The 24,936-nt window shown below is 71.0% G+C and carries 17 protein-coding genes; 4 read left to right on the top strand and 13 right to left on the bottom strand.

Annotation, left to right across the window (positions count from 1 at the left end):
- Window positions 1–35: 35 nt before the first annotated feature.
- Window positions 36–995, bottom strand: a complete 960-nt coding sequence (locus tag FRANEAN1_RS35020; protein ID WP_020464408.1) for a M56 family metallopeptidase — start codon at window positions 993–995, stop codon at window positions 36–38.
- Window positions 992–1,420 carry a BlaI/MecI/CopY family transcriptional regulator gene (locus FRANEAN1_RS35015; RefSeq protein ID WP_020464407.1) on the bottom strand — a complete coding sequence of 143 codons (429 nt, stop codon included), beginning with the start codon at window positions 1,418–1,420 and terminating at the stop codon, window positions 992–994. The genes FRANEAN1_RS35020 and FRANEAN1_RS35015 overlap by 4 nt, the downstream gene beginning before the upstream one ends.
- Window positions 1,421–1,640: 220 nt before the next feature.
- Here FRANEAN1_RS35015 and efeU point away from each other — a divergent pair, with 220 nt between their 5' ends.
- From efeU to efeB, 3 genes are all read left to right on the top strand, one after another.
- Window positions 1,641–2,516 carry an iron uptake transporter permease EfeU gene (gene efeU, locus FRANEAN1_RS35010; protein WP_020464406.1) on the top strand — a complete coding sequence of 292 codons (876 nt, stop codon included), beginning with the start codon at window positions 1,641–1,643 and terminating at the stop codon, window positions 2,514–2,516.
- 77 nt (window positions 2,517–2,593) lie between these two features.
- Window positions 2,594–3,775 (top strand): iron uptake system protein EfeO, encoded by a 1,182-nt coding sequence (gene efeO, locus FRANEAN1_RS35005; RefSeq protein WP_020464405.1) that lies wholly within the window; start codon window positions 2,594–2,596, stop codon window positions 3,773–3,775.
- Complete coding sequence (gene efeB, locus FRANEAN1_RS35000; RefSeq protein ID WP_020464404.1) at window positions 3,772–5,226, top strand: iron uptake transporter deferrochelatase/peroxidase subunit; 1,455 nt, start codon at window positions 3,772–3,774, stop codon at window positions 5,224–5,226. Before efeO ends, efeB begins: the two co-directional genes overlap by 4 nt.
- Window positions 5,227–5,336: 110 nt before the next feature.
- Here the strand turns inward: efeB and FRANEAN1_RS34995 are convergent, their stop codons facing one another.
- Together FRANEAN1_RS34995 and FRANEAN1_RS44445 are read right to left on the bottom strand one after the other, a co-directional pair.
- Window positions 5,337–6,773, bottom strand: a complete 1,437-nt coding sequence (locus tag FRANEAN1_RS34995; RefSeq protein ID WP_347177279.1) for a PepSY domain-containing protein — start codon at window positions 6,771–6,773, stop codon at window positions 5,337–5,339.
- A gap of 425 nt (window positions 6,774–7,198) precedes the next feature.
- A complete protein-coding gene (locus FRANEAN1_RS44445) occupies window positions 7,199–7,825 on the bottom strand; it encodes a hypothetical protein (RefSeq protein WP_049795841.1) in 627 nt (208 codons plus the stop codon).
- Between the two features lie 30 nt (window positions 7,826–7,855).
- Here FRANEAN1_RS44445 and FRANEAN1_RS41870 point away from each other — a divergent pair, with 30 nt between their 5' ends.
- On the top strand, window positions 7,856–8,041 hold the full coding sequence (locus FRANEAN1_RS41870) for a hypothetical protein (protein ID WP_157472913.1): 186 nt from the start codon (window positions 7,856–7,858) through the stop codon (window positions 8,039–8,041).
- Here the strand turns inward: FRANEAN1_RS41870 and FRANEAN1_RS34985 are convergent.
- The 9 genes from FRANEAN1_RS34985 to FRANEAN1_RS42750 form a co-directional block, all read right to left on the bottom strand.
- Complete coding sequence (locus tag FRANEAN1_RS34985; protein WP_020464402.1) at window positions 8,013–9,671, bottom strand: carotenoid oxygenase family protein; 1,659 nt, start codon at window positions 9,669–9,671, stop codon at window positions 8,013–8,015. The genes FRANEAN1_RS41870 and FRANEAN1_RS34985 overlap by 29 nt on opposite strands.
- Before the next feature lie 332 nt (window positions 9,672–10,003).
- A complete protein-coding gene (locus FRANEAN1_RS34980) occupies window positions 10,004–13,147 on the bottom strand; it encodes a CHAT domain-containing protein (protein ID WP_157472912.1) in 3,144 nt (1,047 codons plus the stop codon).
- Between the two features lie 94 nt (window positions 13,148–13,241).
- Window positions 13,242–13,889 carry a hypothetical protein gene (locus tag FRANEAN1_RS37665; protein ID WP_020464400.1) on the bottom strand — a complete coding sequence of 216 codons (648 nt, stop codon included), beginning with the start codon at window positions 13,887–13,889 and terminating at the stop codon, window positions 13,242–13,244.
- Window positions 13,890–13,952: 63 nt separating this feature from the next.
- Entirely contained in the window at window positions 13,953–15,497 is a 1,545-nt protein-coding gene (locus FRANEAN1_RS34970; RefSeq protein ID WP_020464399.1) for a hypothetical protein, read from the bottom strand.
- Window positions 15,498–15,578: 81 nt separating this feature from the next.
- A complete protein-coding gene (locus tag FRANEAN1_RS34965) occupies window positions 15,579–18,242 on the bottom strand; it encodes a GTPase-associated protein 1-related protein (RefSeq protein ID WP_020464398.1) in 2,664 nt (887 codons plus the stop codon).
- 17 nt (window positions 18,243–18,259) lie between these two features.
- Window positions 18,260–19,438 carry a hypothetical protein gene (locus FRANEAN1_RS34960; protein WP_020464397.1) on the bottom strand — a complete coding sequence of 393 codons (1,179 nt, stop codon included), beginning with the start codon at window positions 19,436–19,438 and terminating at the stop codon, window positions 18,260–18,262.
- Window positions 19,439–19,442: 4 nt separating this feature from the next.
- Window positions 19,443–22,190 carry a hypothetical protein gene (locus tag FRANEAN1_RS34955; RefSeq protein ID WP_020464396.1) on the bottom strand — a complete coding sequence of 916 codons (2,748 nt, stop codon included), beginning with the start codon at window positions 22,188–22,190 and terminating at the stop codon, window positions 19,443–19,445.
- A gap of 84 nt (window positions 22,191–22,274) precedes the next feature.
- Complete coding sequence (locus FRANEAN1_RS34950) at window positions 22,275–23,915, bottom strand: Hsp70 family protein (RefSeq protein WP_020464395.1); 1,641 nt, start codon at window positions 23,913–23,915, stop codon at window positions 22,275–22,277.
- Window positions 23,916–23,948: 33 nt separating this feature from the next.
- Window positions 23,949–24,719: a hypothetical protein gene (locus FRANEAN1_RS42750; protein WP_020464394.1), complete on the bottom strand. Its 771-nt coding sequence runs from the start codon at window positions 24,717–24,719 to the stop codon at window positions 23,949–23,951.
- Between the last annotated feature and the right edge of the window lie 217 nt (window positions 24,720–24,936).

Here is a 24,936-nt window from a genome sequence, read left to right as displayed (position 1 = left end):
CGCACGCGCGGCTCCCACGGTTCTAGGAATGCGGATCAGCGGGCAACGGTGGCTTCGGCCAGTTCGATGACGCCGTGGATGTAGAGGACGACGGTGGCGGTGCTGGCCCAGCACAGCATTGTCGCGCCCGCCAGCAGGACACCCACCCGGGTCTGGCGGAGCGGCGGATCGAGCAGGTCATGCACCCGGTCGACGACATGATCGTGGGCGGCACCGAGTCCGTGGGGATGATCGTGGGCGGCACCGGGGCGGTGGGGCGGCGCCGCGGGCCGGCCGAGCGCGGCCCGGCCCAGCGCGTGGGCCACCGTGGACGGGTCACCGACCGCGCGGACCGCGGCGGCATCCGCCCACCGCTCGATCGCATGGTCGACGGCGGGGGCGATCAGCGCCGTCAGGGGGTTGGCCGCGGCGGCGAGGCGGGTCAGCTGTGCGTAGCGGTGGTGGTGGTGACGCAGGTGGGCCTGCTCGTGCGCGAGCAGGGCCCGACGCTGTGGCCCGGTCAGCAGGCGCAGCATGCCGGTGGAGACGACGACGCGTCGGTTGCGGCCCGGAACGGCGTAGGCGTGCGCGGCGGTGTCGTCGACGATCGCCAGTCCGCCCACCGCGGGCAACGCCGCGGCCGCGGCTGTGGTCCGACGCGCGCCCACCACGACCCGGACGAGGTGGACGCCGGTCCGGCCGAGCAGGATGACCGCCAGCGCCCCTGTGGCCAGGCCGGCCGCGTTGGGAATCGGCAGCGTCGCGCGCAGGATCGGGGTCGACCAGTCGTGCGGGTGCGCCGCGGGAAAAAGATCAACCGTGCCGAGGTACGCGGACAGCGACAGCATTGTCTCGACGGCCACCGACACCGTCACCGCGAATGTGGTGAGGAGCACGGTCGCCGCCGCCGGCGGGAGGTACCGGGCCGCGCCCGCCGCGGCCCCGCTCCCGGCGAGGCCGACGACAGCCGGAAACAGGGCCAGGGCGAGCAGGAACACCAGAGTGAGTGTCGTCATCTCGGTCTCCGGTTCCGGGTGTCCGGTCCCGGCGGCTTCTCGTCGGGCTCGGGGTGTCGGGCGAGCAGGTCCCGCAGGATCTGTTCGGAGTCCTCGTCCAGGCTGTCGACGAACCGGGACAGCACCGTGGCGCGATCGACGCCGGCGTCGAGCAGCTTCTGCATCTGGCGCGCGGTGAGCCCGGCCTGGGTTTCGGGCAGGTTGCCGACCAGCTGGTAGGCGTAGGCGCGGCCGCGGGGGGTGCGGGTCAGGGCCTGTTTGGCGTACAGACGTGTCAGAGTCGTCAGGATAGTCGTGTAGGCCAGGTCATCGCCCAGTTCGGCCTGGACCTGCGCCGCGGTCAACGGCCCGTCGGCCGCGGCGAGGCAGGCGACGACCTCGCTCTCCAGGCCCCCGCTCGGGCGGGGGCGGGCTCGACCGGCCACGGTGCCTCCCGTCGCTCGTTGCCTGGCGGCGCATCGCCGTGTTGAGTCGCCCAGCGATTGTGGCATCACGCAGAGCGGGCAAGCTGTCCGCCGCACGCCCGTTGCCCCAGCTCAGCCCGATGTCGGGCGGAAAGTTGGCTTGCGTTTTCGGTAACTATTAGGTATGCCTAACCTTCAACAACTATCGCCAGATAGTTGTTGATCTGGAGGATCAAGTGTCGTGTTCGCCAACTACCTGATCGGCCTGCGTGAAGGCCTCGAGGCCGCGCTGGTCGTGAGCATCCTGATCGCCTACCTGGTCAAGGTTGGCCGACGGGACCGGCTGGTGGTCGTCGCCGGTGGGGTGGCCCTGGCGGTCGCTGTCAGCGTCGCGTTCGGGGCGCTGCTGACGTACACGTCGACGAGCCTGCTCGCGGACTTCAGGAGCCAGGAGATCTTCGGCGGCACGATGTCCGCGATCGCGGTGGTGTTCGTCACCGGGATGGTCTTCTGGATGCGTCGCACCGCCCGCAGTATGCGCGCGGAGCTGGACGGACGGCTCTCCTCAGCACTGGAGCTGGGCACCTTCGCCGTCGTCCTCACGGCCTTCCTCTCGGTGGCCCGCGAGGGCCTGGAGACCGCCTTGTTCTTCTGGTCGGCGGTGCAGGCCGCGGGAAGCACGATGGAGCCGGTGATCGGTTTCTCGCTGGGCATTGCGACCGCGGTGGTGCTCGCCTGGCTGCTGTACCGGCGGTCGGTCCGGCTGAACCTCGCCCGGTTCTTCACCTGGACGGGCGCCGGCCTGATCGTGATCGCGGCCGGGGTGCTGGCCTACGCGATCCACGACCTGCAGGAAGGCGGCGTCATCGGCGGGCTGAACACCCTCGCCTTCGACGTCAGCGAGCAGATCTCACCAGGGTCGTGGTACGGGTCCCTACTCAAGGGCGTCTTCAACTTCACCCCGCAGACGACCGTCGCCCAGGCGATCGCCTGGGTCGCCTACATCGTCCCGGTCATGGCCTTGTTTTTCCTCGGTCATCGGATCCGGTCCGGCCAGCCGAGCGAGCCGAGCGAGCCGAGCGAGCCGCCGCCCGTCCCGTCGGGATCGACCAGTTGACGGCCACCGCGGCGGCGGGTGCCGTCATCCACGCCTGATCCATCTGTCGCATCGCCAGAAACCTTCGAGGAGAACCGGTGAAATCGCCTGTCGGCCGCGTCATGCGCCTGGCCTGTCCTGTCGTCGTGGCCGCAACCCTTGCCGCGGCCTGCTCGTCGGATAACTCCTCCGACTCCGGCACGTCCGGCGCCAGCGGCGGACCGATCGCGGTGAACGCGGGTGACAAGGACTGCAAGGTGGCCAGCGCGGAACTGCCCGCGGGCCGGCACACCTTCGAGGTCACCAACTCCGCGTCGCAGGTCACCGAGGTGTACGTCTACGCCGACGGCGACCGGATCATGGGCGAGGTCGAGAACGTCGGCCCGTCGACGAAGCGGAACCTGATCGTCGATCTGCCGGCCGGCAGGTACCAGGTGGCGTGCAAACCCGGCATGGTGGGCGACGGCATCCGCACCGCGCTCACGGTTACCGGCGAGGCCGCGCCGCCGCAGACGCTCGACCAGAACCTGCAGACCGCGGTCACCTCGTACAAGACGTACGTCGGGTCCGAGACCCAGGCTCTGGTCGACACCACCGCGGGGTTCGTCGAGGCGATCAACTCGGGTGACCTGGCCAAGGCCAAGGAGGCCTACCCGAACGTCCGGCTGCACTACGAGCGCATCGAGCCGATCGCGGAGTCCTTCGGCGACCTCGACCCGCTCATCGACATGCGCATCGACGACGCCACGCCCGGCACCCCGTTCGTCGGCTTCCACGCGATCGAACAGAAGCTGTTCGAGGGGAACACCCTGGACGGGACCCAGCCGCTCGCCACGACGCTGACCACGAACGTCGGCAAGCTCAACGAGCTGATCAAGACTGTGGAGCTCACGCCGCTGGTCATGGCCAACGGGGCGAAGTCGTTGCTCGACGAGGTCGCCGCGTCGAAGGTCACCGGTGAGGAGGAGCGCTACTCCCGCATCGACCTGGTCGACTTCGCCGGCAACGTCGACGGAGCCAAGTACGTCTACAGCGCGCTGCGCCCGGCCCTGCAGGAGAAGGACCCGGAGCTGGTGGCGACGCTCGACAAGCGCTTCCCCGCGCTGGTCAGCCTGCTCGACAAGCACCTGGCCAAGCCGGGTGACAACGGCTACATCCCCGGCAGCCCGTACATCTCCTACGACAGCCTCACCCAGGACGAGGTCAAGGCCCTCGCCGTCGAGGTCGACGCCATCTCCGAGCCCATCGGACAGATCGCCGGAGTCGTGACCAGCAAGTGAGCCGACTGCCCGATCCCAGCGGCCCGGACGCCGTCGCCGCCGAGGACCCCACCACCGCCGTCACCTCCAGCGGCGCCGGCGTGAACGACGCCGGCCCCACCACCGCCGTCACCTCCAGCGACGCCGGCGCGGGCGACGCCGACGGCGACGGCCCGCGCAGCGGCCGCGGGAGCCAGCCGGCGCCCGCGGCACGCGGTTTCAGCCGTCGCCGCATGGTCGCGTTCCTCGGCGGCGCCGCGGCTGTCGGCGCGGGCGGCACCGCCGCCGGCTTCGTCGCCTCCAACTCGGAGGAGGAGTCGCCGGGGTCGGGCCAGAGGGTTCCGTTCTTCGGTTCGAACCAGGCCGGAATCGTCACCCCGGTACAGGACAGGCTGCACTTCGCCGCCTTCGACCTCAGCCCGGCGGCCACCCGCGACGACCTGATCGCGCTGCTCACCGCTTGGACCAACGCGGCGTCCAGGATGACCGCCGGGCTGGACGTCGGCACCGGCGCTGTCACCGGTGCGCCCGGCTCCCCGCCGGACGACACCGGTGAGGCGCTGGGGCTGTCGCCCGCCCGGCTGACCCTCACACTCGGCTTCGGCACCAGCCTGTTCACCGACGCCAGCGGCAAGGACCGTTTCGGGATCGCCGCTTCGCGACCGGCGCAGCTCGCCGACCTGCCCGCCTTCCCCGGCGACGCCCTCGACCCAGCGTCCAGCGACGGCGACCTGTGCGTGCAGGCCTGTGCCGACGACCCGCAGGTGGCCGTGCACGCCATCCGCAACCTGGCCCGCCTCGCCCGGGGCGCCGCCTCGGTGCGCTACTCCCAGCTCGGGTTCGGCCGCACCAGCTCCACCTCGACCGGCCAGGCCACCCCACGCAACATGATGGGTTTCAAGGACGGCACCGCCAACATCAAGGCCGAGGACGCGGCCACGATGAACACCCACGTCTGGGCCCAGCCCGGTGACGGGCCGGACTGGATGACCGGCGGCAGCTATCTCGTCAGCCGCCGCATCCGCATGCTCATCGAGCCCTGGGACAGCACCCCGCTCACCGAACAGGAACGGGTCATCGGCCGCGCCAAGGGAAGCGGAGCTCCGCTCGGCCAACGGGACGAGTTCGACCCGTTGGACTTCGCGGCGAAGGACTCCGCCGGAGAGCTGGTCGTCGACACCAAGGCCCACGTACGGCTCGCCCACCCGACCCAGAACAACGGCGCCGTGATCCTGCGCCGTGGCTACTCCTTCACCAACGGCACCGACAACCTCGGCCGCCTCGACGCCGGGCTGTTCTTCATCGCCTATCAGCGGGACCCGCGGACCCAGTTCGTCACAATTCAGAAATCACTGGCCGGCAGGTCCAACGACGCGCTCAACGAATACATTCAGCACGTCGGCAGCGGCCTGTACGCCTGCCCGCCGGGCGTCCAGCCAGGACAGTACTGGGGCCAGAAGCTCTTCGCCTGAGGCGATCCCAGTCGCGACCTCAGGTACCACAGCAAATCCGATTACCGTGGGTCCACCCGCTGGCTGGTTTTCCGGCGCAGCGGGTGGACGTCACGTGGGTCTGATGCCTGTCACGCCGGTTGGGCGGGGGTCCCGTCCGTCCGTTGGCGGCGCCGGCCGCGAACCAGCCCGGCGGTCGCGTCGAGGGCGAGGAAGGCCAGGAGAGTCACTCCGAGCACGGGCAGCGCCCAGCCGACCGCGGCGGTGACCAGGACCAGGGCGACCAGCGCGGGCCTGGGTACCCGCCGCCAGGTGCCCCGTGCGGGGGCCGGGCCGACGATGCCTGCATGGTCCGCTCGGGTGGGGCGGCGCTGCCACCACATCCGGTAGCCCCAGACGATCACGCAGACCAGGCCGACCGCGAGGCTGGCCAGCAGGATCTGGTTGGCCACCCCGAACAGCTCGCCCATGTGCGCGGCGATGCCGATCTTGGTGAGCTGCGCGAGCAGCGGCCAGCTCTCCCAGCGGACCTCGTTGACCACCCTGGCGTCAGCCGGGTCGACCGCCACCTGGTCGAGTCGTACCGGCCAGCGCCGGTCGGTCTGGGCCACAGTCCACGCCGTGCCGGCCTCGGCCGGTGGTGTGATCTCAACGGGTCCGTCGAGGCCCGCCCCGCGCGCGGCGGCGATGATCCGGTCCACCTTGTCCACACCTGCCGCGTCCGAGGAACTGGTCTCGGTGGCACCGGCGGTGGTGTGGCCCTCGTGTTCTCCACCGATCCCGCTGCTCCCACCGATCCCACCGATGCCGCCCGCGGGGGCAGCCCGGGGCAGGGCGGTGTCGAGATCGGGGGTGTGGCTGTCGGCGGCGTCCAGGGCGGAGGAGAAGTGCGCCCCGGCGTAGCGAGACCAGGTCAGACCGGTTGCGGACAGGAACAGCAGGCCGATGAGCAGCCAGACGCCGAGGCTGCCGTGCCAGGCCATCGTGCGTCGTCGCCCGCGGGCGGTGAGGTCGGGCAACAGGACCCGGCGCACCCGGCGGGCCCGGCGGCGCCGGCCCAGCCACAGCACCAGGCCACCGAGGGCGATGATCCACAGCCAGCTCGCCGCGACCTCCGAGTAGTGCCGGCCGAACGCGCCGAGATGCAGGTTGCGGTGCAGGTCGTCCAGCCAGGTGGTGAGTGGTGTACTGCCCCACCAGGTGGTCAGCTCGCCCTGGACCCGGCTCGTGTACGGGTTGACGTAGACGGTGCGCTGCCTGTCGCCCAGGTCGGGAACGTTCAGGACCACCCGGGTGGTCCGGTCGGGCGCGTCTCCGGTGAGCACCGAGCTGAAGGTGCCTTCGGGATGGGCGGCGAGCGCGGCGTTGACCTGCTCGGCGAGGGGCCGCGGCGCCGGGCCGGCCTGGTCGACGTAGAGCTCGTCCGCGTAGACCAGCCGGTCGAGCTGCGGGGTGATCGTGTACGCGAGACCGGTGAGCGCGGCGACCACCAGGAACGGCGCGACCAGCACCCCGGCGTAGAAGTGCAGCCGCAGCAGCAGCAGCCGCCCTCCACCGGACGTCGACACGGGCGGGTAACTCGACGTGTCGGCGGACGACGTGCCAGTGGACGACGTGCCAGTGGGCGACGTGCCAGGAGACGACGGGTCGGGTACGGACGCGTCGGGAGCGTCAGGTTGCCGTGGTTCCGGGACGCCCGGCGTCGCGGCGGGGTCGGCAGCGTGCGTGGCCGGGTCGGCAGCGTGCGTGGTCAGGTCGGCGGGAGGGGTGGTCTGGTCGTCGGGGGGCAGCCCCGCCTGGTCGATCGTGGTCACAGGGGTTCTCCGAACAGGCTTGTCGAGGACATGCGGCACCGCCGCGGCGTCGCACACGGGCAGTGGCCGCGGTCGGATCCCGTGCCGCGTCAGATGCGGACGGGTGGCGACAGGCCGGATCCGGGCATCGCGAACAGGCCGTCCGGCCTGTGTGCGACGGACGGCTCCGGCGGTGCTGATCAGGCCGGAAGCAGGTTCGGTGGACCTCTGCGAACGACCAGATGAACAAGCTGGGCCAGCTGCGGGGCCCGGCGCGCCGGAGGCCGCCGCCGCGGCTCCGTGCGGGCGGGCAGCGGGCAGACCGCAGCCGGACCTCGCCGGCGGCGCAGGTGGCCGACCGTGCGGCGCGCCACCACCGCGACCCCACGCGCGGCCCGCCACAGCAGTCGTTCTCCGGCGGAGAGCCACCATGCCAGCAGCAGCGCGGCGCCGACGTGCGCCAGCGCCATCCGGGGCCCGCCGGGCAGGAGGTCGATTCCCGTGGCGTCGTGAGCGGTGCCCGCCGTCCCGGTCGAGAAGCCGTGATGGGTGTTCGCCCCGGGCTCCGACGGCACGGTCATGGCGAATGCCAGATGCAGGCCGGCCTGGACGCTGGCCACCAGACCCGCGATACGCCGCGGCGACATCCGCCGGGCGGTGTTGCCCCAGCACACGCGGGCCGCGAGGGCACCACCGCAGGCGGTCACGGGCAAGCTCGGCAGCTCACCGCAGGCCGCCACGTGCGCGAGAACGGCGAGAGCGACCGCCAACCCGGTCACCGTCGAGGCACGCACACCCCGCCCGACCGGTGTCGCCGCCCAGCTCACAAGATCAGTATCTTAGCCACAAAAGGAAACGTGACCCAGCTGATTGCCCGCACAATGCGGGCGGCGCATGACGCGGCCGCGGCGATCGTCTGCCGCCCTCGTAAAGACGCGCGCCAGGCGCAGCCTGGTCAGGCCACGTTCGGCGAGGTGGGCGGGCAGCTCGGCGGGATCGAGGTCGAACCTCCGCTCAGCCGTACCGCTCGAGCACCTTACTGATCACACCGCGGGCGGACGGCGAGAAATCCCGCCAGCCGTCGCCGAGGTCGGCCGCGAACGAACGTTCGTAGCCCGTGTCACGTAGACGGATGCTGGGCAGATAAGCGGAGTGGAACTGGACGGACAGTTTGAGGCCCTCGGCGGTGGCGACGGCGACGGGCCCCGCGCCGAGAGCCAGGGCGTCGAACACCTGAAGTTCGGTCCGGTCGGAGTAGTGGACAAAAATCACCGCCCAGCCGGGGCCGCCCGCGGGGTCGGGAACGAACACGGGTGACTCGCTGGTGGTGCCGGCGGGGAATGACCAGGCCGACTGTTCGGTCATCGTCTCCAGGTCAATGCACACCAGGGACGACGGGATCTCCCGTGACGGCAACTGGTCCACCGGGACAACGCGATAGGGGTGATCCCGGTACATCTCGACGATCCGGGTCGCCAGCATCTCGGTGTCGCATCCCCAGTAGGACTGCCACAGGTAGCGGCCGCGCTCGAGCCCCGGCCGCCGCATGTCACGGCCATAGAGAAGCGTGGCCCAGTGGCGTTCCGGGTCGAGGAAGACATGGCTGTCCCTGACCTCACCGGTTCGGCCGTCGATCACGTAGCGGCCGACCGGTGAAGCGTCCACCGGGGCGGAGACGAAGCCGTGCAGGCCCTTGGCGAGGCCGGAGCCGGTTCCCCAGACGCTGTCGGCATCGGTGAGCACGTAGTTGAGATCCCAGCCGTTCGAATGAGCGAGGTACATCGTGACGTCGTCGCCGTCCTGGCGGTAGTCGGCGAAGTGGTGGAACGACTCGCGTGGGACGCGGGCGTGGGCCACCGGCACGCTGCGGCCCCGCCGGGCGACGGTGAGGTCGCGCTTGCCCACCAGATAGATGTCGGTGAAGGGCAGATGCGGTTTGGTGCGGCCGCGTCCGGCGACGGTGCCGGGCTCGGGCTGGAACCCGATCTCCGTGAAGATCACGTAGTCCTGGGTCACTGTCATCTCGTGCACGCCCTGGGTCAGGTGCGCGCCGGGTACGTGCCACGTCTCGACGTCGCCGTGCCCGTCCCAGCGCACCACCCACATGGGTCCCTCCATGTCGGAGGTGGACGAACCCCGGGGACGGAGGTTCGTGTTGCACCACCACATGCAACCGTCGTCGAGGTCCTCGACCGGGTGCGCCGCCGTCCGCACACCGGGGAACAGGGGATGCGCGACGACCTCGGGGTATTCGCTGACCCCGCCGAGAAACGTCTTGAACTCCAAAGTCGCCGGGTCGAACTCGACCGGCCGCTGGCTCAGCCCGGTGAGCAGTAGCCGGTCGCCGAAGAAGTGCGGCGACACGTTCGTCAGGGACGGCCGTCCGCCGACGGTCAGTCCCGCCAGCTCGGCCGGTGGCAACGCCCGGCTGAGGCCGCCGAGAAGAGCCAGGTCGGGCGTGACGACCCGCTTCGTCCGCCAGTGCCTGGTCTCGAGGTCCACATGGGTGAGCAGGCCCGGCCCGGCGAACATGAAGTCGACGGCGGTCGGCTGCGACGGCCCGATGACGAAGATGTTCCCGGCCAGCCCGTCGGGCCAGCGCCCGGCAGTCACCGTCAGGTCGACATTGTATTCGGCACTCGGCTCAAGGGCGTGGTGAAGCGCGTGACTCATGTCGTTTCCTTCGGAGTTCGGCTCGGTGAGCTGAATTCAGAACTCGGTCGCGATTGCCGATGCCCGGTGCGGATTTTGCCGGGGAGCGAGGCGCGGTTCTCGGAAGGGATTTACATGCGGGAACCGGGCCGCGTTTCGTTGGGAGCGCGGTCTGCCATGGTCAGGCCTGTTTTCTCGAGACGGCGAAACTGGAACCGCGGTCTCCTCGGTGCTTATAATGAAAGGCTAGTGGAATTCCCCCGGCGATGCGGGTTGAATAATTTCAACTAATGGATCTATTGGTGTGACCGTGACCGTGACCGTGACCGCGGTGCGGTTCGCCGTGGGATGACCTATCTGCCGAGGAAGGTGAACGCGGCCCAGTAGACGGGATGCTCATGGGCCCGTCGGGTCTCCCAGGCATGGCGAACGGCCGGCGAGGCGTCGGTCGGCGGACCGTAGTCGGGGATGCGGAGGAGATCCGGGAACTCGCGGACCTTCTCGCCGTTCGTCGTCCGGCGCACCCAGAGCTGTGCCCGCCGCAGGGCCTCCGCCGTTTCCACTCCGTCATCCCGCCAGAGCTGGTAGAAGCGGGCCATCAGGGCGGCGCTGGCGACGTCGTCCACCGACCACTGCGTGGCCACCACGCCCGGCGATCCGGCCTGCAGCAGGCCGGTGGCGAGGCTTACGAACTCGTCCGGCAGATCGTCACCGATGACGGCCGTCTGGCAGGCCGACAGCACGGTCAGCCGGGGGCTCATCCGGTCGAGCCCGCCGATGTCCCGCAACGTCATCGACTGGTCGCCGACGAGCAGAAGCCGGTTGCTGAGCGGATCCATCGGCTCGGCCACCCCGTGGCAGGCGAAGTGCAGCACGTCGGATCCGGACATCGCCGCGAGCACTCTCGCCCGGGTTGCCTGTCCGGCGCGCAGGACCTGGGCCTCGGGGCCGAAATGGGCCGCGACGATGTCGGTCTCGACCTGGGCACCCGGCAGCGGGTCGGCACCCGAGGAGGCCGGGTCCGCCACGGCGAGCAGCAGATCACCCGAGCGGGCCGGGCCCGGCGCGATCCGGGTGGCGGCGAGCGCGCGGACACTGGGCGCGTAGACGAGGGTGAGCCGGTCGAGCGCGTAGGTGCCCGCGCCGCCGACGGTCTCCGCCAGCCTCGCCGCGTGCAGCGGCGCGGAGCCCAGCAGGCCGCCGGGCATGAGAACGGCTCGCCGGTACGGCGCGAGCAGCCTGAGTACCGGGTCCATCACCGCCCGGCCGAGCCATCGGGACGCCTTCTCGTAAGCGTCGAGGTCGTCCTCCTCGGCGGCCTGGACGCACCGCCCTACCCACCTGCGCTGGTTGGCCAGGGTCAGCTCGGGCAGCCACACCACCTCCACGGGGGTCACCTTCGATGCGGTGACGACGAGGGCGAGGCCGCCCCGTGGCGTGGCCGCCAGGTAGACCAACGGGACCCGGTCGGCCCGCGTGACCCTCTGGACGTCGGCGAACGAGGGAGGGAGGAGGAAGGACTCGTAGCCCGGCACGGACCTGATCTCGCCCACCACCCGTCGCAGCTCCTCGCGGGCGTCACCGAGCTCGGTGGCCAGCTCGCGCAGCGGCGCTTCGGGGTCCCGCAGGGTCGGATCGAACACCGGGACGTACTCCATGTCGAAGTCGGGCTCGAAGCTGCGCTCGGCCTCGGCGCCGCGGGCCGCGGCGCGCTCGTACCGCTCCCGCAGCTCGCCGTGACCGACCGCGCTCAGCCGGTCCAGATCCACCCGCTGGCGGTCCAGGGCCTCCGAAAGCAGGACGGCCCGTCCCGCCTCGAGCACCTCGACCGCCTCCTCGGCCCGGTTGAGGCGGGCCAGCGCGAACGCCGCGCGCGCGGCCATCGACCCGGCGCGGCCCAGCCAGTCCTGCTTGTCCTCGCGCCGCGGGTAAAGAACGGAAATGGCCTGCAGGCCCGCGACCGCGTGTCCGTACGCCTCCGCCACCTCCGCGTAGTCCTGCCGCCGCCAGCCGAGATGGCCCCAGCCCTCGGCGCACGGCACCGTCGCCAGGGGACTCGCGCCCGCGTGCGAGCACACCGCGCGCGACGCCCGGTACGCCCGGGTGGCGTCCTCGGGAAGCTGGCTCGCGGACGCTTTGGACTGCAACGCGTTGGCGAGTGTCGTCTGCACCGCCATCGCCTCCATCGACCCTTCCGGCATCAGGCGGGTGAGCTCCTCGAAGCGGTCCATCGACCGGTCCGCGGCCTCGTCGTCGCCGTCGCGCTCGGCCCGGACCGCCTCGCAGTAGGCCAGCAGCATCAGGATCGAGGACTTCGTCCGGTTCTCCACCTCTCCGGTCCGCAGCGCCGACTCCAGCACGACGCGGGCCTCGCGGAGATCGGCCGGGCGTCCGAGGCTCATGTGGCGCTGGATGAGGAAGCGGGCGAGCAGCTGCGCGGAACTGTGGACGAGGGTGAAGTCGCGCCAGTCCTGGCGCGCCTCGCGGACGAGGTCGATGGCCCGGTTCAGATCCCCGAGCCGGCGGCCCCGGTAGAGGAGAAAACGCGTGAAACAGCAGATCGCGAGCATGTAGGCGTAACTCGCGCGTTGCTTGCCGGACCGGCTCGGGTCGCTCATCGCGCGGTCCTGCTCCTCGATAGCCTGATCGAGGAACTGGGGATCCTGCGTCTGCCGAAACGAGGAGTAGTGCCGGAAGGCCTGCGGATGCCACGCCGCGGGGCTCTCCGTCAGGCCACCACTCGCCTCACCGACCGGCATGTAGTCCTGGATTCGCCGCGCGGTCCGCAGGTCGGCCGGGTCGTGGTGCCGTTCGTGCCGGTCGACGAGGCCGTCGACCAGCGCGCCGCAGGCGAAGCGGACGACTCCCTCTTTGTCTCCGCCGCTCGCTGCCGGGTCGAGCTCGTCGAAGATCTCGACCGCACGGTCCAGATCCCGTTCGCGGTTCGGGCTGAGCCGGTATCGCACGGACAGCGCGGCGATCAGTGCGCCCTGGACGATCAGCTTGGACGGCGAGTTGGCCGGAACGCCGCCGACCGCCTCCTCGAGGAGGACGACGAACTCCTCGGCGTCCTCGACGGAGGACGTGTGCCGGAAGCAGACCATGGCGGCCATGCCCAGCATGACGGCGACACCCGCCCTTATCTCGCCCAGCTGGCCCGTCAGACGGTACAGCCGCGCTCCGAGCTCTCGCGCCCGCCTGGCATCCTCCAGCCGGGTGGATGTGATCAGACAGGACATCATCTGGGTGTCGAGCATGAGCCGGCCGGGATGAGCCGTGTCGACATCCCGGCCGATTTCGTTGATCACCTCGATGGCCCGGTCGAGGTCCGCGAGATCCCGATGGCAGTGGAAGCGCGACTGTAGGGAGATGGTGAGGTTCTGGGCCGCCGCGATCCTCGCCACGAGGTCGGTCGCGGCTCCGAGCGCCCGCTCGTCCTCGGCGACCGCCTCGTCGACCTCCGCGCAGGGCACAGCCGCGGTCCGAATCACCGTCATCTGCCCGGCCATCAGCCCCGCCCTCCCGAATCCCGCTTACCACGCACTGCAGTTACCCTTTGCGGTGTCACAGCTGGTCGATTCTCTGCGCTGTTCAGGATGACGCGACGATCTGGGCGTCCGACACGGCTGTGAAGTCGAAGTCGGGGCTGCCGGGGACGGTCGCGAGGACCTGAAGGAGGATGCGTCCCGTCACCACGTCCACCGGCGTTCTCTGCATTCTTGCGGTGTCCTGGAATACCTGCTCGACGGAGGTCCCGTCCTCGAAGACCCATCGCGCCCGGGAGATACGCCTGTTCTGGGTGAAGCGGTCGACGCCGGTGGCGGGGTCCTGCTTGGCGTAGCCGGGAATGAGGCCGACGGCGGCGAGCCGCACCGGTTCGGGCAGCGTGAACACGATGGCGACATCCGTGGCGTCACCCGGCGCGCGCCAGGCGGTCGACGGGGTCCCGTCGACCATGTTCGTCGCGTCGTAGCTGATCGTCGCGCCCGCGCCGTCCAGGGCCGGGGGAGCGGTTCGGCTGGCCGAGACCGACGCCCGGGTGGTGATGTCCGTGTAGGTGCCGGTGGCGCCCGAGCCGGTGGGGCCCGAGTAGCTCGACCGGCTGTGGTTGTCGCTCGGGCGGTTCGCGGCCACGACCGTCGCGCCGAGACCCACGATCACGAGGATCGCCAGCCCGCCCAGGGGCATGGATATCCAGAACAGGGCCTGCCGCCAGCGGCGGTACGGCTGTATCTCCATGGAGCTCACCGGCCCCGCTCCGCGGAGACGTCCGGTGTTGCCATTCTCGTGTTCATCGAGATATCACCCCGAAAGCCGCAGGCCCTGCCGCGCGAGCGTCCAGGACGTCAGTTTCTCGATGCTGTCGTCGACCCGGCTGTCGTCAGAAATGATGGAGGTGGTGAGAAAGAACTGAACCTCGCCGAACGCGTGCCGCATGGACCGCAGCATGTTTCCCTGGTGCAGGTTCTCGTCGAGCCAGCGCACGAGGGCCTCCTCGCCGTCCTCCACGCCGTCCTCGATCAGGATCCGACTGACGAGGTCGCGTTTGCTCACGACCACGACCAGCCGGGCCTTCTTCGTCCGCACGCCCATCGCCTCGAGGTTCTGGACCGTCTGCGCGAAGACGAACTCGGGTTCGCGCCTGGCCCGGACGCCGCTGTACCGGTTCTGGTCGGCGCGGTCGAGCCGGGCCCACAGCGCGTCTACCGACAGGGGGTCGACGACGAACAGGAAGGTGCGCGCGAGGGTGAGGAACTGCAGCTCCTGCAGGCGGTCGGATTCGTTGAAGTACTCGCCGGCCGGGTCGAAGACGTGGACGAGCCGCCGGCCGCCCCGCCGCGGCTCGACGTAAAGCGAGTAGGCGCGGGGAAGCCGGATTCCGGTCTTCGCGACCTTGTCCGACCTGATGAGCTCGCGGCGGGCCTGGGCGTCCCATTTCCGGGTGTCCTCGTCGGCCAGGGCGAGGGTGGCGCCGCTGCGTCCGGCGATCGCCTCGACCGCCATCATGATGACGATCATCAGCCGGGTCTTGCCGGCGCCGGCCGCGCCGAACACCGGGAGCACCACCTCAGCGGCGGTGCCCACGCTCTCGGCCAGTGGAGCCTCGCAGTGCGCGCAGAAGGCGTTCATCCGGTGGCTGCCCAACAGCAGCAGGGTCGGCAGGCGCTCCCCGCACGCGCAGACGCGCCGGACGACGCCGTACCTGCCCGGCCGCACGTCGTGGTGGCGGACGGTGCAGTTCCGGCACTCGTAGGACGGGTAGAAGCCGCGCCGGTAGCAAGACGGGCAGGTGATGCGCACCCCGCGGATCCACAGCAGGACGGTGTCGATGCCGCGCAGCAGGTAGATCCCGAGGAACGCCAGCAGAAAGACGGCCAGCAGCACCACGCCCTGGGCCGTCGCCACCAGCGAGATGACGGCAAGGCCCAGGATCGTCCCGGCGAACAGGCCGACCATCAGGACGACGCCCACCGGCCAGTGCCAGTCCATCGCCCCGTAGCCGAAGAAGGTGTTCTTCACCCACCGCCGGTGATTCCGGCCGAGCGCGGCCAGCCGCGGCCAGACGAGACCGTGCGCATGCCGTAGATCGTGACGGGCCTGTCCGAACAGGTACTGCCGGTAGGCCGGTTCCTTCCCGTCCTCGGTGCGCCGCGGCGGCGGTTGTTCCGGTGCGGCGGCGGCGGGGTTCGGACCCAGCCCCATCGCCCGGCCGAATTCCTGGAAATAGGCGACGACCAGTGCCCCGGCGACGTACAGGGCCGCGGCGCCGGCGATGAACGGCCCGGGCACGGTGAAGAAAAAGAAGGCCAGCCAGATTGCGATGATCAGCAGGATCAGTGAGCCCATCCTCGCCTCACCTCCCCGCCCGCGAGCTGTGGTTCATGGATGCGTCCCCGAATCGCAGAACTGGAAAACAGTGACGGTCGGCTAACGAGGGTTCCGTTTTTTCGCCGCAGCCTTCCCTTGGGCTTCCGTCCCAGATTTCCCGTTCTTACCGTTCTTCCCTCCGCTTCCCGAGCGTTTCTTGTCGGCGGCCTTCTGTGCGGCGGCGGCCTTCTTCTCCGCCGCGGCCTTCCGCTCGGCCCGGGCCTTCTTCTCCGCCGCCCTCCGTGGCGCGTCGGCCTCCTTCTCCAGCCGACGCCGCGTCAGGGTCCGGCGCAGCCATCCGGCGGCGTTGAGGTCCCGCCAGTTGGCGAAATCCGTGGCCACCGCGGGATCGAGCTTCCTGATCCAGACATGCAGGGCGCGCAGGTCCTGCCAGTGCCATGTGATCAGCCTGTCCAGCAGGCGGTCCTCGATGACCGTGGCGACGACGCGGACCTTGCGGGACGGATTGCGCCGCAGGATGACCACCGCGTAGAAGAGACGGCCGGCGATGTCCGTCTGGGCACGGTCGGCCCTGAGATAGGTGTCGACGTCGAGCAGGTAGTGCTCCACGGCCTCCGCGGGGCACGACGCGAAGATCTCGGGGAGGTCCCCGGCCGGTGCCTTGTTCAGCAGGTCGGTCAGTTTGCTGAGGTGGTGTGCCCGCTGCGTCTCGGGCATCCGGTCGAGCCCGGCGGTCAGGACGGCGGCCTGGCGGCCAGGGCCGGTGGCAGCGGCCAGCCTGCGTCTGACCGTGGTCATCCGGGTGATCGTCGCGCGTGCGGGGTCACTGAGCCGGGACGCGGCTGGCCTCCCCTCGAACGCGTGGCAGAGGGCTTCGAGGTCCTCGAGATGGTCGCCGTCCGCTGCGGCCGTCGCCGGCCACTCGCGGGTGAGGACGGCGTTCAGCCAGGCCACGGTGGCGGGAGCATTCAGGCTGGCTTCGTCGAGCACCTCAAGTGCGCGCAGTGCCTCGCCCGGCGTCCAGCTTCCGTGCGGCCAGACGCGCCGCAACAGGTCCGCGTCCACGGCCGGTGTGCCCGTCGATTCCGGACCGCTTGCCCGCAGCATCGCGATCTCCGCCAGCATGTCGATCCGCAGCCGCGGGTCGCGGCGGGACGCGGCGATCAGCCGGGCTTCGTGCAGAGCCGGGGCAGCACGCGTGTCGTCGTCGTCCAGCGCCTCACCGAGGCCGTGCGTGAGCGCCTCGACGAGACGGTCCGGCTCGCGTGCCGCGACCGCGGCGAGGTGATGCACCACCCCCGCCCGCAGCTGGGGCCAGCCACGTGCCAGCCGTGCCGTCGCCTCGGTCGGCTCGGCCAGCAGCCGGGGGCCGACGACGCGTTCTCCGGCCGTCCGCAGCAGGGCGCTGTCCAGGTCGAGCCGCTCCCGGGCAGCCAGGAGGAGCAGATCGACCGCCACCTCGGCGGTGCATCTGCGCAGGGCTCGCGTGCAGCGGTCGGTGGCGTGGGCGCGACCGGCAGGCGACCTGAGCGGCACCGCTTCGGCGCCACCGGCACCCTTGACGGGCTCGTGCGCCAGCAGCCCGTCCACCTCGATGTCCACCGCCAGCTTCTCGATCTCGGTGGCCAGCGGCGCGGCGCCGGCCTCCGCCGCGGCCGCCGCGAGGGCGGTGAGTGCGGCGCCGGTGCCGGGCGGCCGGCTCCCGGCGAGGACCCCCAGGGCCCCGACGCCGATCAGTTCGATAGTTCGCGCGTCCAGCGAGGGTGCCTGGCGCCCCAGCCAGCGCGCGGCGGTCGCGGCGGCGGCCGTCACCGCCGGCCCGGCGCCGGAGGCCTGGTGACCGTGCCGGAACAGCGCCGCGGCCAGCAGCGGATGCCACTCTCCCGAGCGGACGGGCAGGCCGCCGCCGAGCTCGGCCGCGGCGGCCCACAGCTCGGCCGCGTTCTCCACGCCGGTCTCGGCCAGCAGGGCGGCCCACGGCTCGACCGGCACCTGGCTGCTCCGGTTGGCCGGAATGTCGAACTGGAGGAAGCTCGCGAACGCGCCGTCACCGCGGTCGACGTCGGCGTCGGGCACTGTCGCGACCAGGTGCAGGTCGCTGTAGGCGGGCCGGTGGTGGTAGGTGGCGAAGGACATCCGGCGGGCCAGCGCCGGCGGCAGCAGGTAGGAGACGGCGCCGATCCAGTTCGCGGCGGCCCCGCTGTCCCGCTCGATCAGCACGATCGTTCGCCGTTCGCCGGTGATCACCCTGGCCGCCGCGGACACCAGGGCGGGCAGTGCGGCGCGGCCGGGATGCGTACGCAGGAAGGCGGCGACGTGCCGGCGGTCGAGCCTTCCCCGTGGCGGCGGCCCGGCCAGCTCCGGCAGTTCCGCGCCGTCGGTCTTCGGGCTGGCCGTCCAGATCGGGGCGCCCCACAGCTCGATGGGCAACGCCTCCCCGAGATCGGTGGCGACGTCCTCGCTGACCAACGCGTGCGCGAAGTAGTTCCCGAACCGGTTCGAGTAGTCCGTGCCCACGAAGACGACGTTCGCCAGCACGCCGGTGTCCTCCGCCGGCTCGAAGCAGAGATTCACCGGGCAGGCCGCGAGCGCCGCGGCATCCGCGTTGTAGGGCAGCGAGCCCGGCGGGTCGTAGGCGGTGAAGGACTCGACCCGCCGCATCACCTCCGGAGCGACCCCGCGGCTCGCCGCATTGAACTGGAATCCGGGGTATCCCGAAAGGCCGACCTCGCACGACGTGTAGTACAGCTGCTTCAACACCATCTCGGCCTCTTCCGCCGTCAGCCTTTTGTTCTGGGAATGGCGCCGAATTCGCTCAGCAGCCAGAGGAACGGGTCGGCCACCCGGTAGGGCTGGACCACCCCGGTCGCCACCCGCCGGTCGGCGGTGGGGGCGGCCCCCAGTGCCGACAGCCCGAAATACCGGTAGCGCGAGTAGTTGTGGCGCAGGGTCTGGTCGATGGACGACCCCTCCCACTCGTCGAGCAGCGCGCGCACATGGTCGTGGACGTCCCTGCTGTCCGCCGCGTCGAAGCGCGAGCCGACCGGCTGCGACCGCCGCAGCGGGCTCTCCTCGGGCAGACCGCGCGTGAGCGCGTCCATCTTCGAGAACGCCACGGCGATCGGGGTGCCGATCAGCTGGGAGGGCTTCGTCCCCAACGCCCGCTGCAGCAGCTCGGTGATGCGGCCCAGGACGCTCACCGGGCTGTCCAGGCCCTGTTCGTGCGGGCGTGGGGCGTCCGGGTCCGCCTGGCCCCGGGCACCGCGCATCGTCAGTGGGTCGAGCAGCAGGATGATGCCGGCGGCGCTGGCGAGGTAGCGCACGTTCTGTTCGACGCTGTCCGCCGAGTTCAGATCCTCGCCGGCGGTGTCGAAGAAGGACAGCACGGTCCGCTCCTGACGCGGGCGGCCCAGGCCGCGCCCGCGCGCTGTGAAGGTGAACACCAGCGGCCGGCGTGACATCGGTGTCGTTGAGCGCTGTGTCGGGGCGGCCAGCTGGTGGTTGTCGTAGAGCGGGGCCTCGTACCGCTTGCGGAAGCTGTCCCGGGTCTCGTCATCCGCACCCAGCACCGACGCGTCGAACCGGACTCCGACCGAGTGCATCAGCTCGTGCAGCAGGACGGTCATGAAAACGGTCTTGCCGCTCTCCTTCGCACCGACCAGCGCGATGAGCCGATTCTCGATCTTTCCGAAGTGCACCGGAAGTTGACTGTGGCACTCCGGGCACAACCGGTAGTTCGTCTCGGCTCGACAGTCCGAATGGACGGCGGACAGCTTCCGGCCGTCCGCCGAGAACGCCGGCGGAAGCTGGCCGGTGAATCCCATCCGTTTCGCCAGGCGTTCATCCCGCTGACTGGAGCAGGACTTTCCGGTGGGGCCTGGCCGCCCGGAGCACCGGAACCAGATCTCCCGTTCCCCGAACTGCTGGTAGCAGTACGGACAGACCAGCTTTCTGCTCATCGGGTCACCTCCTCCGTCGGGCGCGGACCAACGTCACCTGGGCATTCGCGTCCTCGGGTGGCGCGGTGGGGTCGACGAAGCAGGCGAGCCCCCAGGCACCGCGCCGTGGCGCCGGAACTGTGATCAGCGCCCGCTTCCGAGCGGTGACGTCGCGCGCCGGGAGACGGGCGAGCGCGGTGCCATGGGTGGCGCTCAGCGGCAGGATCCCGTCCGACCTGCCGACGACGACCAGCGGTGGCAGCCGGCAGGTGCGGTCACACACCACCTCGAGGACGGCCCGCCGCGGCCAGGGCAGCCGCGCCGGCCGGAGCTCGTAGGTCACCTCGACACCGCGCCCGGGGACGAGCACGGTGACCGGCGGGGAGACCGCACGGTCCTCCTCCTCGCCGGTCACCGTCCGGACCGCCACGGTGACCGGATCCGAGCCGACCTGGATCTCCAGCCCGCCGCTGTCGATGTAGCGCCGCGGTCGGATCTCCACCTCACCGGTCGGCCCGTCACCTGCGGAGCCGGCCGGGTACCACTGGACCCGTGCCAGGCTCGCGCCCTCCGGCCAGTCCCAGCGCAGCCGGACGGCATCGCCGAACCGAGCCGCTGTGAGCCCGCGGACCGCGTCCGCCAGCGAGATCGGCACCGTGGCGCCGACGACCGCGACGGAGCCGCCGGCGGCGCAGGTGACCGCGGTGAGGAAGGCGCGGCCGTGCCGCGGGCGGACGGGCAGCGCGACCCGTCCGTCGGCCCGGGTCACGGGTGCGCCGGGCAGCGCGACGCCGTGCCGGGAGACATCCGCGGCTGACACAGCGGTCCCCGCGGCCCACCTTGGTGCCGTGGAGGCCATCCGCACCTGCACCGTCCCGCTTGTCGGCGGCGTCCAGACAACGAGCGCCGACAACCCGTCCGACCGGGTCGACGCCCCGGACGGGGACGATGCCGTCTCGGTGGGAAGCTCGACGGCGAGGTCGCTCACCGCCTCAGGCGGCCGCTCCGGCCGGGCCGTGACGACCAGCCCGGCCGAGACGCGCCGAGCCCCGTCCGCTCCGAGGTACACCGCCTCGATCCGGTACTGGTAGGCCGTGCCCGACCGCAGGCGTGTGTCGGTGAAGCCGGTGGCCGTGACGGAGGTCGGCCTTGTCCCGCGACCGGTCATGCCACGTTCGGTCCGGCGCACGTTGACCTCGTGGATCCCCGGATGCGCCCGCCACGTGCCGGTCACCGACTCCGCGTCGGTCGCCAGCACGAGGTCCTGGACCTCCGGGGTGAGGAGAACGGCGGCGGCATCCGCGCCCGACGACCAGATGCCCTCGGCGCGGGTGGCGAAGACCGTGTAGAAGACCCGTTCGCCCAGTGGAGCGGCCTCGTCGACCGCGGTGTTGGCCGGTGTCTCGGCGACTGGCTCCCCGGCATCAGGCGTGGTGGCGGCTCGGCCGGTCGCGCGCACCAGCCGGTAGGCGACTTCGCCGGTGCGGGCGGGGCTGGGTGTCCACCGGACGCTCACCCTGGTCCCGTCGGCCCCCGCCTCGACCGACGGTGGCGGCGGCGGCGGGATCGCGCGGAGCCGGGCCTGGATGTCGTCATGATCGGCCGCGATCTCGGCAGCCCCGGCCAGCAGCGCGGCGGTCTCCTCCGGCCGGTGGCGCGACCATGCCTCGTCCGCGCCGGTCAGCAACGTCCGAACCCTGGCTTCGGCCGCCTCGACCTGCCCGGACATCTCGGCCCGCTCGGCGTCCGGCAACGCGGCGGCAAGCTGGCGAGCGGCGCGCAGCCGGCCGGCCGCGAGCGCGTCGTGGATCTCCTGGACGGCGTTCCCGGACCCGGCTGCGCCACCCCGCCAGGCCTCGGCGAGCGTGACCGCCAGCTCCTCGGCCTCCTCCAGGACCAGGCCCAGGGAGGCCGCCTGGTCGGCGATCGCGCGAGCGGGCAGGCCTGCCTCGACCCCGCCGCGCAGCGCCTCGACGATCTCCCAGCCGATCAGGGCGTCGTACCCGGCCGGGGAGCGCACGGAGCCGAGAATGATCACGAAGGTGTTCTCGGCCGCGGTCTGACGCTCGTCCTGGGCCGCGCGGGCGCGGGCCTGGCGGGCCCGGGTCACCTCCTGCTCGTTGACGACGGCCGGCTCGGACACCAGCCGGAAGCCGTCCCGCAGCCGGAAGCCGGCCCGGACCCGCTCGGCGCCGAAGACGACGTCGGCGGACAGGCGCAGGCCGAGAACGGCCAGCGGTTCGCGCAGCGAGCGCGCCTGACTCGGCGGCGGGCCGACCGGGAGCTTCCACTCCCGGTCCATGACCCGCAGGTTGTGCCGCTTCAGCGCGGCCCGGACGGTCGCCGCGTCGAGTGCACCCCCGCCGCTGCCCGCACCGGCGGCCCCCGCGGTCCCCGAGATCAGGCGGCCCACCATCGCCTCGCTGATACACGGGTTCGCCGCGGCCAGCGCGGTGACGAGGCGGTCCAGGTACTCCTGTTCCTCCTTGCGCGCCCGCTCGCGGCGTTCCCGGAAGGCCGCCGGCGTGAGCTGGCCGGAGCCCCTCAGCTCCGCGTGCGCCGCGAGCAGGGCATCCGCGACGGCGGCGTGGGTCTTCTTGAGCTTCAGAGTCCGCCAGTACTTCGTGACCTCCTCGACCCGCGCCTCGAACAGCTCCTTGTCACCCGCGGTGGCCTCGTCCAGCGCGTAGCGCGTGAACAGGTCGTTCGGCACTCCCTGCTTCCGGGCGGGATCAACGACGCCCCTCCGGTACGCCTCGACGTCGAACGCCATTCCTCAGACCCCCGATGCACATGCAGTCCATTCGCCGGTCCCGCCGGTGCGGCGTAGGTGCCCGCCGCACCCTCGGACGGACGGCTATTCGCTGAGCGTGTACCGTGCCACGGCGTTGCGCGCCTTCTCGACCTGTTCCTCGGTGAGGCCCTGAATCTGCAGCTCGATGTGCAGGTCCTTTCCCGTCTTCAGCTCAACCGCGTGTACCCGCAGCACGCCGGTCTCGTTCATGGTGAAGGTGACGTCGATCGGGGAGTTACGCGGCAGCGGTGGCAGGCCGCTGATGAGACCCCGGCCGATCGCCGCGTTGTCGGTGAGTTCCGGGGAGACCGTGGCTCCGGCCTGTTCCCAGATCTCGATCTCGATCCCGGTCTGGTTGTCCTCGACCGTCCCGAACCGCTCGGTGTCGGGCGAGGCGGGCAGCGGTGTGTTGGGCGGCAGGATGTGCTCGACCTTCAGCCGCTTCAGAGCGGGGTCCGCGCTGTCCACGACCTTGATGCCGAACGCGCGGGGCACGACCGTCCGGACCTTCTTCTCCGCGAGCTGGCGGACGGCTTCGGTCGTGATGCCCAGCTGGTCGGCGACCCGCTGCACGGCCGCCGGCGAGGCGGACGTACGGGCGTCGCCCTGCGTTCCCGGTGCCGCGTCCGAGTCCTCGGGGAGCTGGAGCTTCACCGACTCGATGAGCGCGAACCGGGCTGCCCCTTTCGCGACCGCGAGGTCGGGGTCGTGGAGCTTCGTCTCGAAGCCGAATCGCTTGTTCAGGCGGGCCGCGACGGCCGGCATCCGGGTGGCGCCGCCGACGAGGAGGACATCGTCGAACGACGTCACACCCTTCTCCCGGGCGGTGGTGACGGTCCGCTCGGTGATGTCGAGGGTCCGTTCGAGCAGCTCGCCGGTGATCTGCTCGAACTCCTCGCGGGTCAGCTCGAGCCGTGCGGTGTCGCCGCCGAAACGCATGTTGTGCCGGCGCGACGTGGTACTGCTCAGCGCCTTCTTCATCTCCTCGGCGGCGATCGTGAGCTCCTGGAGGAAGTCCTCGTTGTCGCCTGCCTCGGAATCGGGGTGCTCGGCGAGAAAACCCTCCAACAGGTACCGGACGATCCTCTCGTCCCAGTCCACGCCACCGAGATGGTGGTCGCCGTCGGTGCAGACGACGTTGATCTCGTTGCCGGCGACTCGGATGACGGTCGTGTCGAACGTTCCACCGCCCAGGTCGTAGACCAGGATCGTGCGTTCGCCGGCGGGGGCGACGACCTCGTAGTGCAGGGCGGCGGCGACCGGTTCCGGCACGACGTTCAGGACGTTCAGGCCGGCGATCCGCCCCGCGTTCCGGGTGGCCTCCCGCTCGGCCACGCCGAAGTACGCGGGCACCGTTACCACGACGTCCCGGACTGGTTCGCCGGTGAACTCCGTCGCCGCTCGCGCCAGCTCGCTGAGGATCAGTGCGGAGATGCTCTCCGGAGTGTGCGTGCTCCCGTGGAAGGAGAGTTCGACGTCCTGGCCCATCTGCCGCTTGATGAGCGACACCACGAGGTCGGGCTCGAGCTTCGCCGAGTTCTTCGCGTCCCGCCCGACGACCACGTTGTCAGGAGTCTCGAAGTAGACCACCGAGGGCGTGGTGTCCTCGCCGACCATGTTCTTCGTGACGGCGGGCCGCCCTGTGTCGTCGATGTAGGCGACACACGAATAGGTCGTCCCCAGGTCGATACCGTAGGTTGCCATGGATCCTCGCAGGTGTCGGAGACCGGGTTGGTGTCAGAGACCGGATTGAGCAGGGCTGGGCGGCGCCGGCGCGGAGGGCGCCGGGGGTGCCGGGGGCGCCGCGGTGGCCGGGGATGCCTCGGTGGCGTCGCTGCCCTCGGAACCAGGCCGCCGGCTGCGGAAAACCCGGGTACGCGCGGGGCGTCGCACCCGGCCGGTGTCCCGCTCCAGTACGCCGACCTGGGTGACCTCCGCGACGGTGTTGTGCCGGGCGGGGTCGTCGGTCGGCACGACTGACGCGGCAAGCTGGGCCCCGGACTGGAACCGGTCTCCGGGTCGTGGGCGGACCAGGTCGAAACCACACCGTTCCAGCGCGAGCTCGACGTCGTCGGCGAAGCTGGCGAGCAGGTTCGAGGTACGGGAGTCGCCACCGCCGGACATGCGTTCCGACTCGGCCGAGAGGCCGTCGTACAACCTGATCAGATCGGTCACGATCGGGTCCAGCAGCGCGCGACGGACACCGGAGCGCTGTTCGAGGCGTTCCTCGTGGAGCCGGTCAATCACGGCTTCCCGATGATCGGCCCGCCGGTGGAAATCGGTGAGCGTGGCCTCGATGGCGGCCAGGCGTTCGACGACCGACACGAGCACGGCGGCGGCCGGCGGGGTGTCCTCGCCGGGCGCTGCGGGCACCGTGGGGTCGCCGTTCCACCAGCTGGTGGCGTCAGCTGGTGGTGTGCGGGTGCCGGCGCCCGCGTCGTCGCCGACCGGACCGCCAGCGGTCGGGTCGGGCCCCGTCGGCAGGGGTCGGCTGGAATCTTCGTGCATGTCGGCAGGCCAATCGGTAGACGACTGTGTCGCGATGGACGACCGTGCGGTGGCGCCTCCCCGCGTCGTCGCTGAGATCCGGACGCGTCGCGGATTTCGTCTTCCGCGATGAGCGCAGGTGGGCCGGTGCGGCTCCGGTGTGGCGGATGCTTTCTCTCAAGCAAGAAAACGCTGTCGCGAAGTACGTACTTGTCTGACGCCGTGCAAACAGATCTAC

This window comes from Parafrankia sp. EAN1pec, from assembly GCF_000018005.1.
Taxonomy (GTDB): Bacteria; Actinomycetota; Actinomycetes; order Frankiales; family Frankiaceae; genus Parafrankia; species Parafrankia soli.
This window is presented reverse-complemented; position numbering and strand designations above follow the sequence as displayed.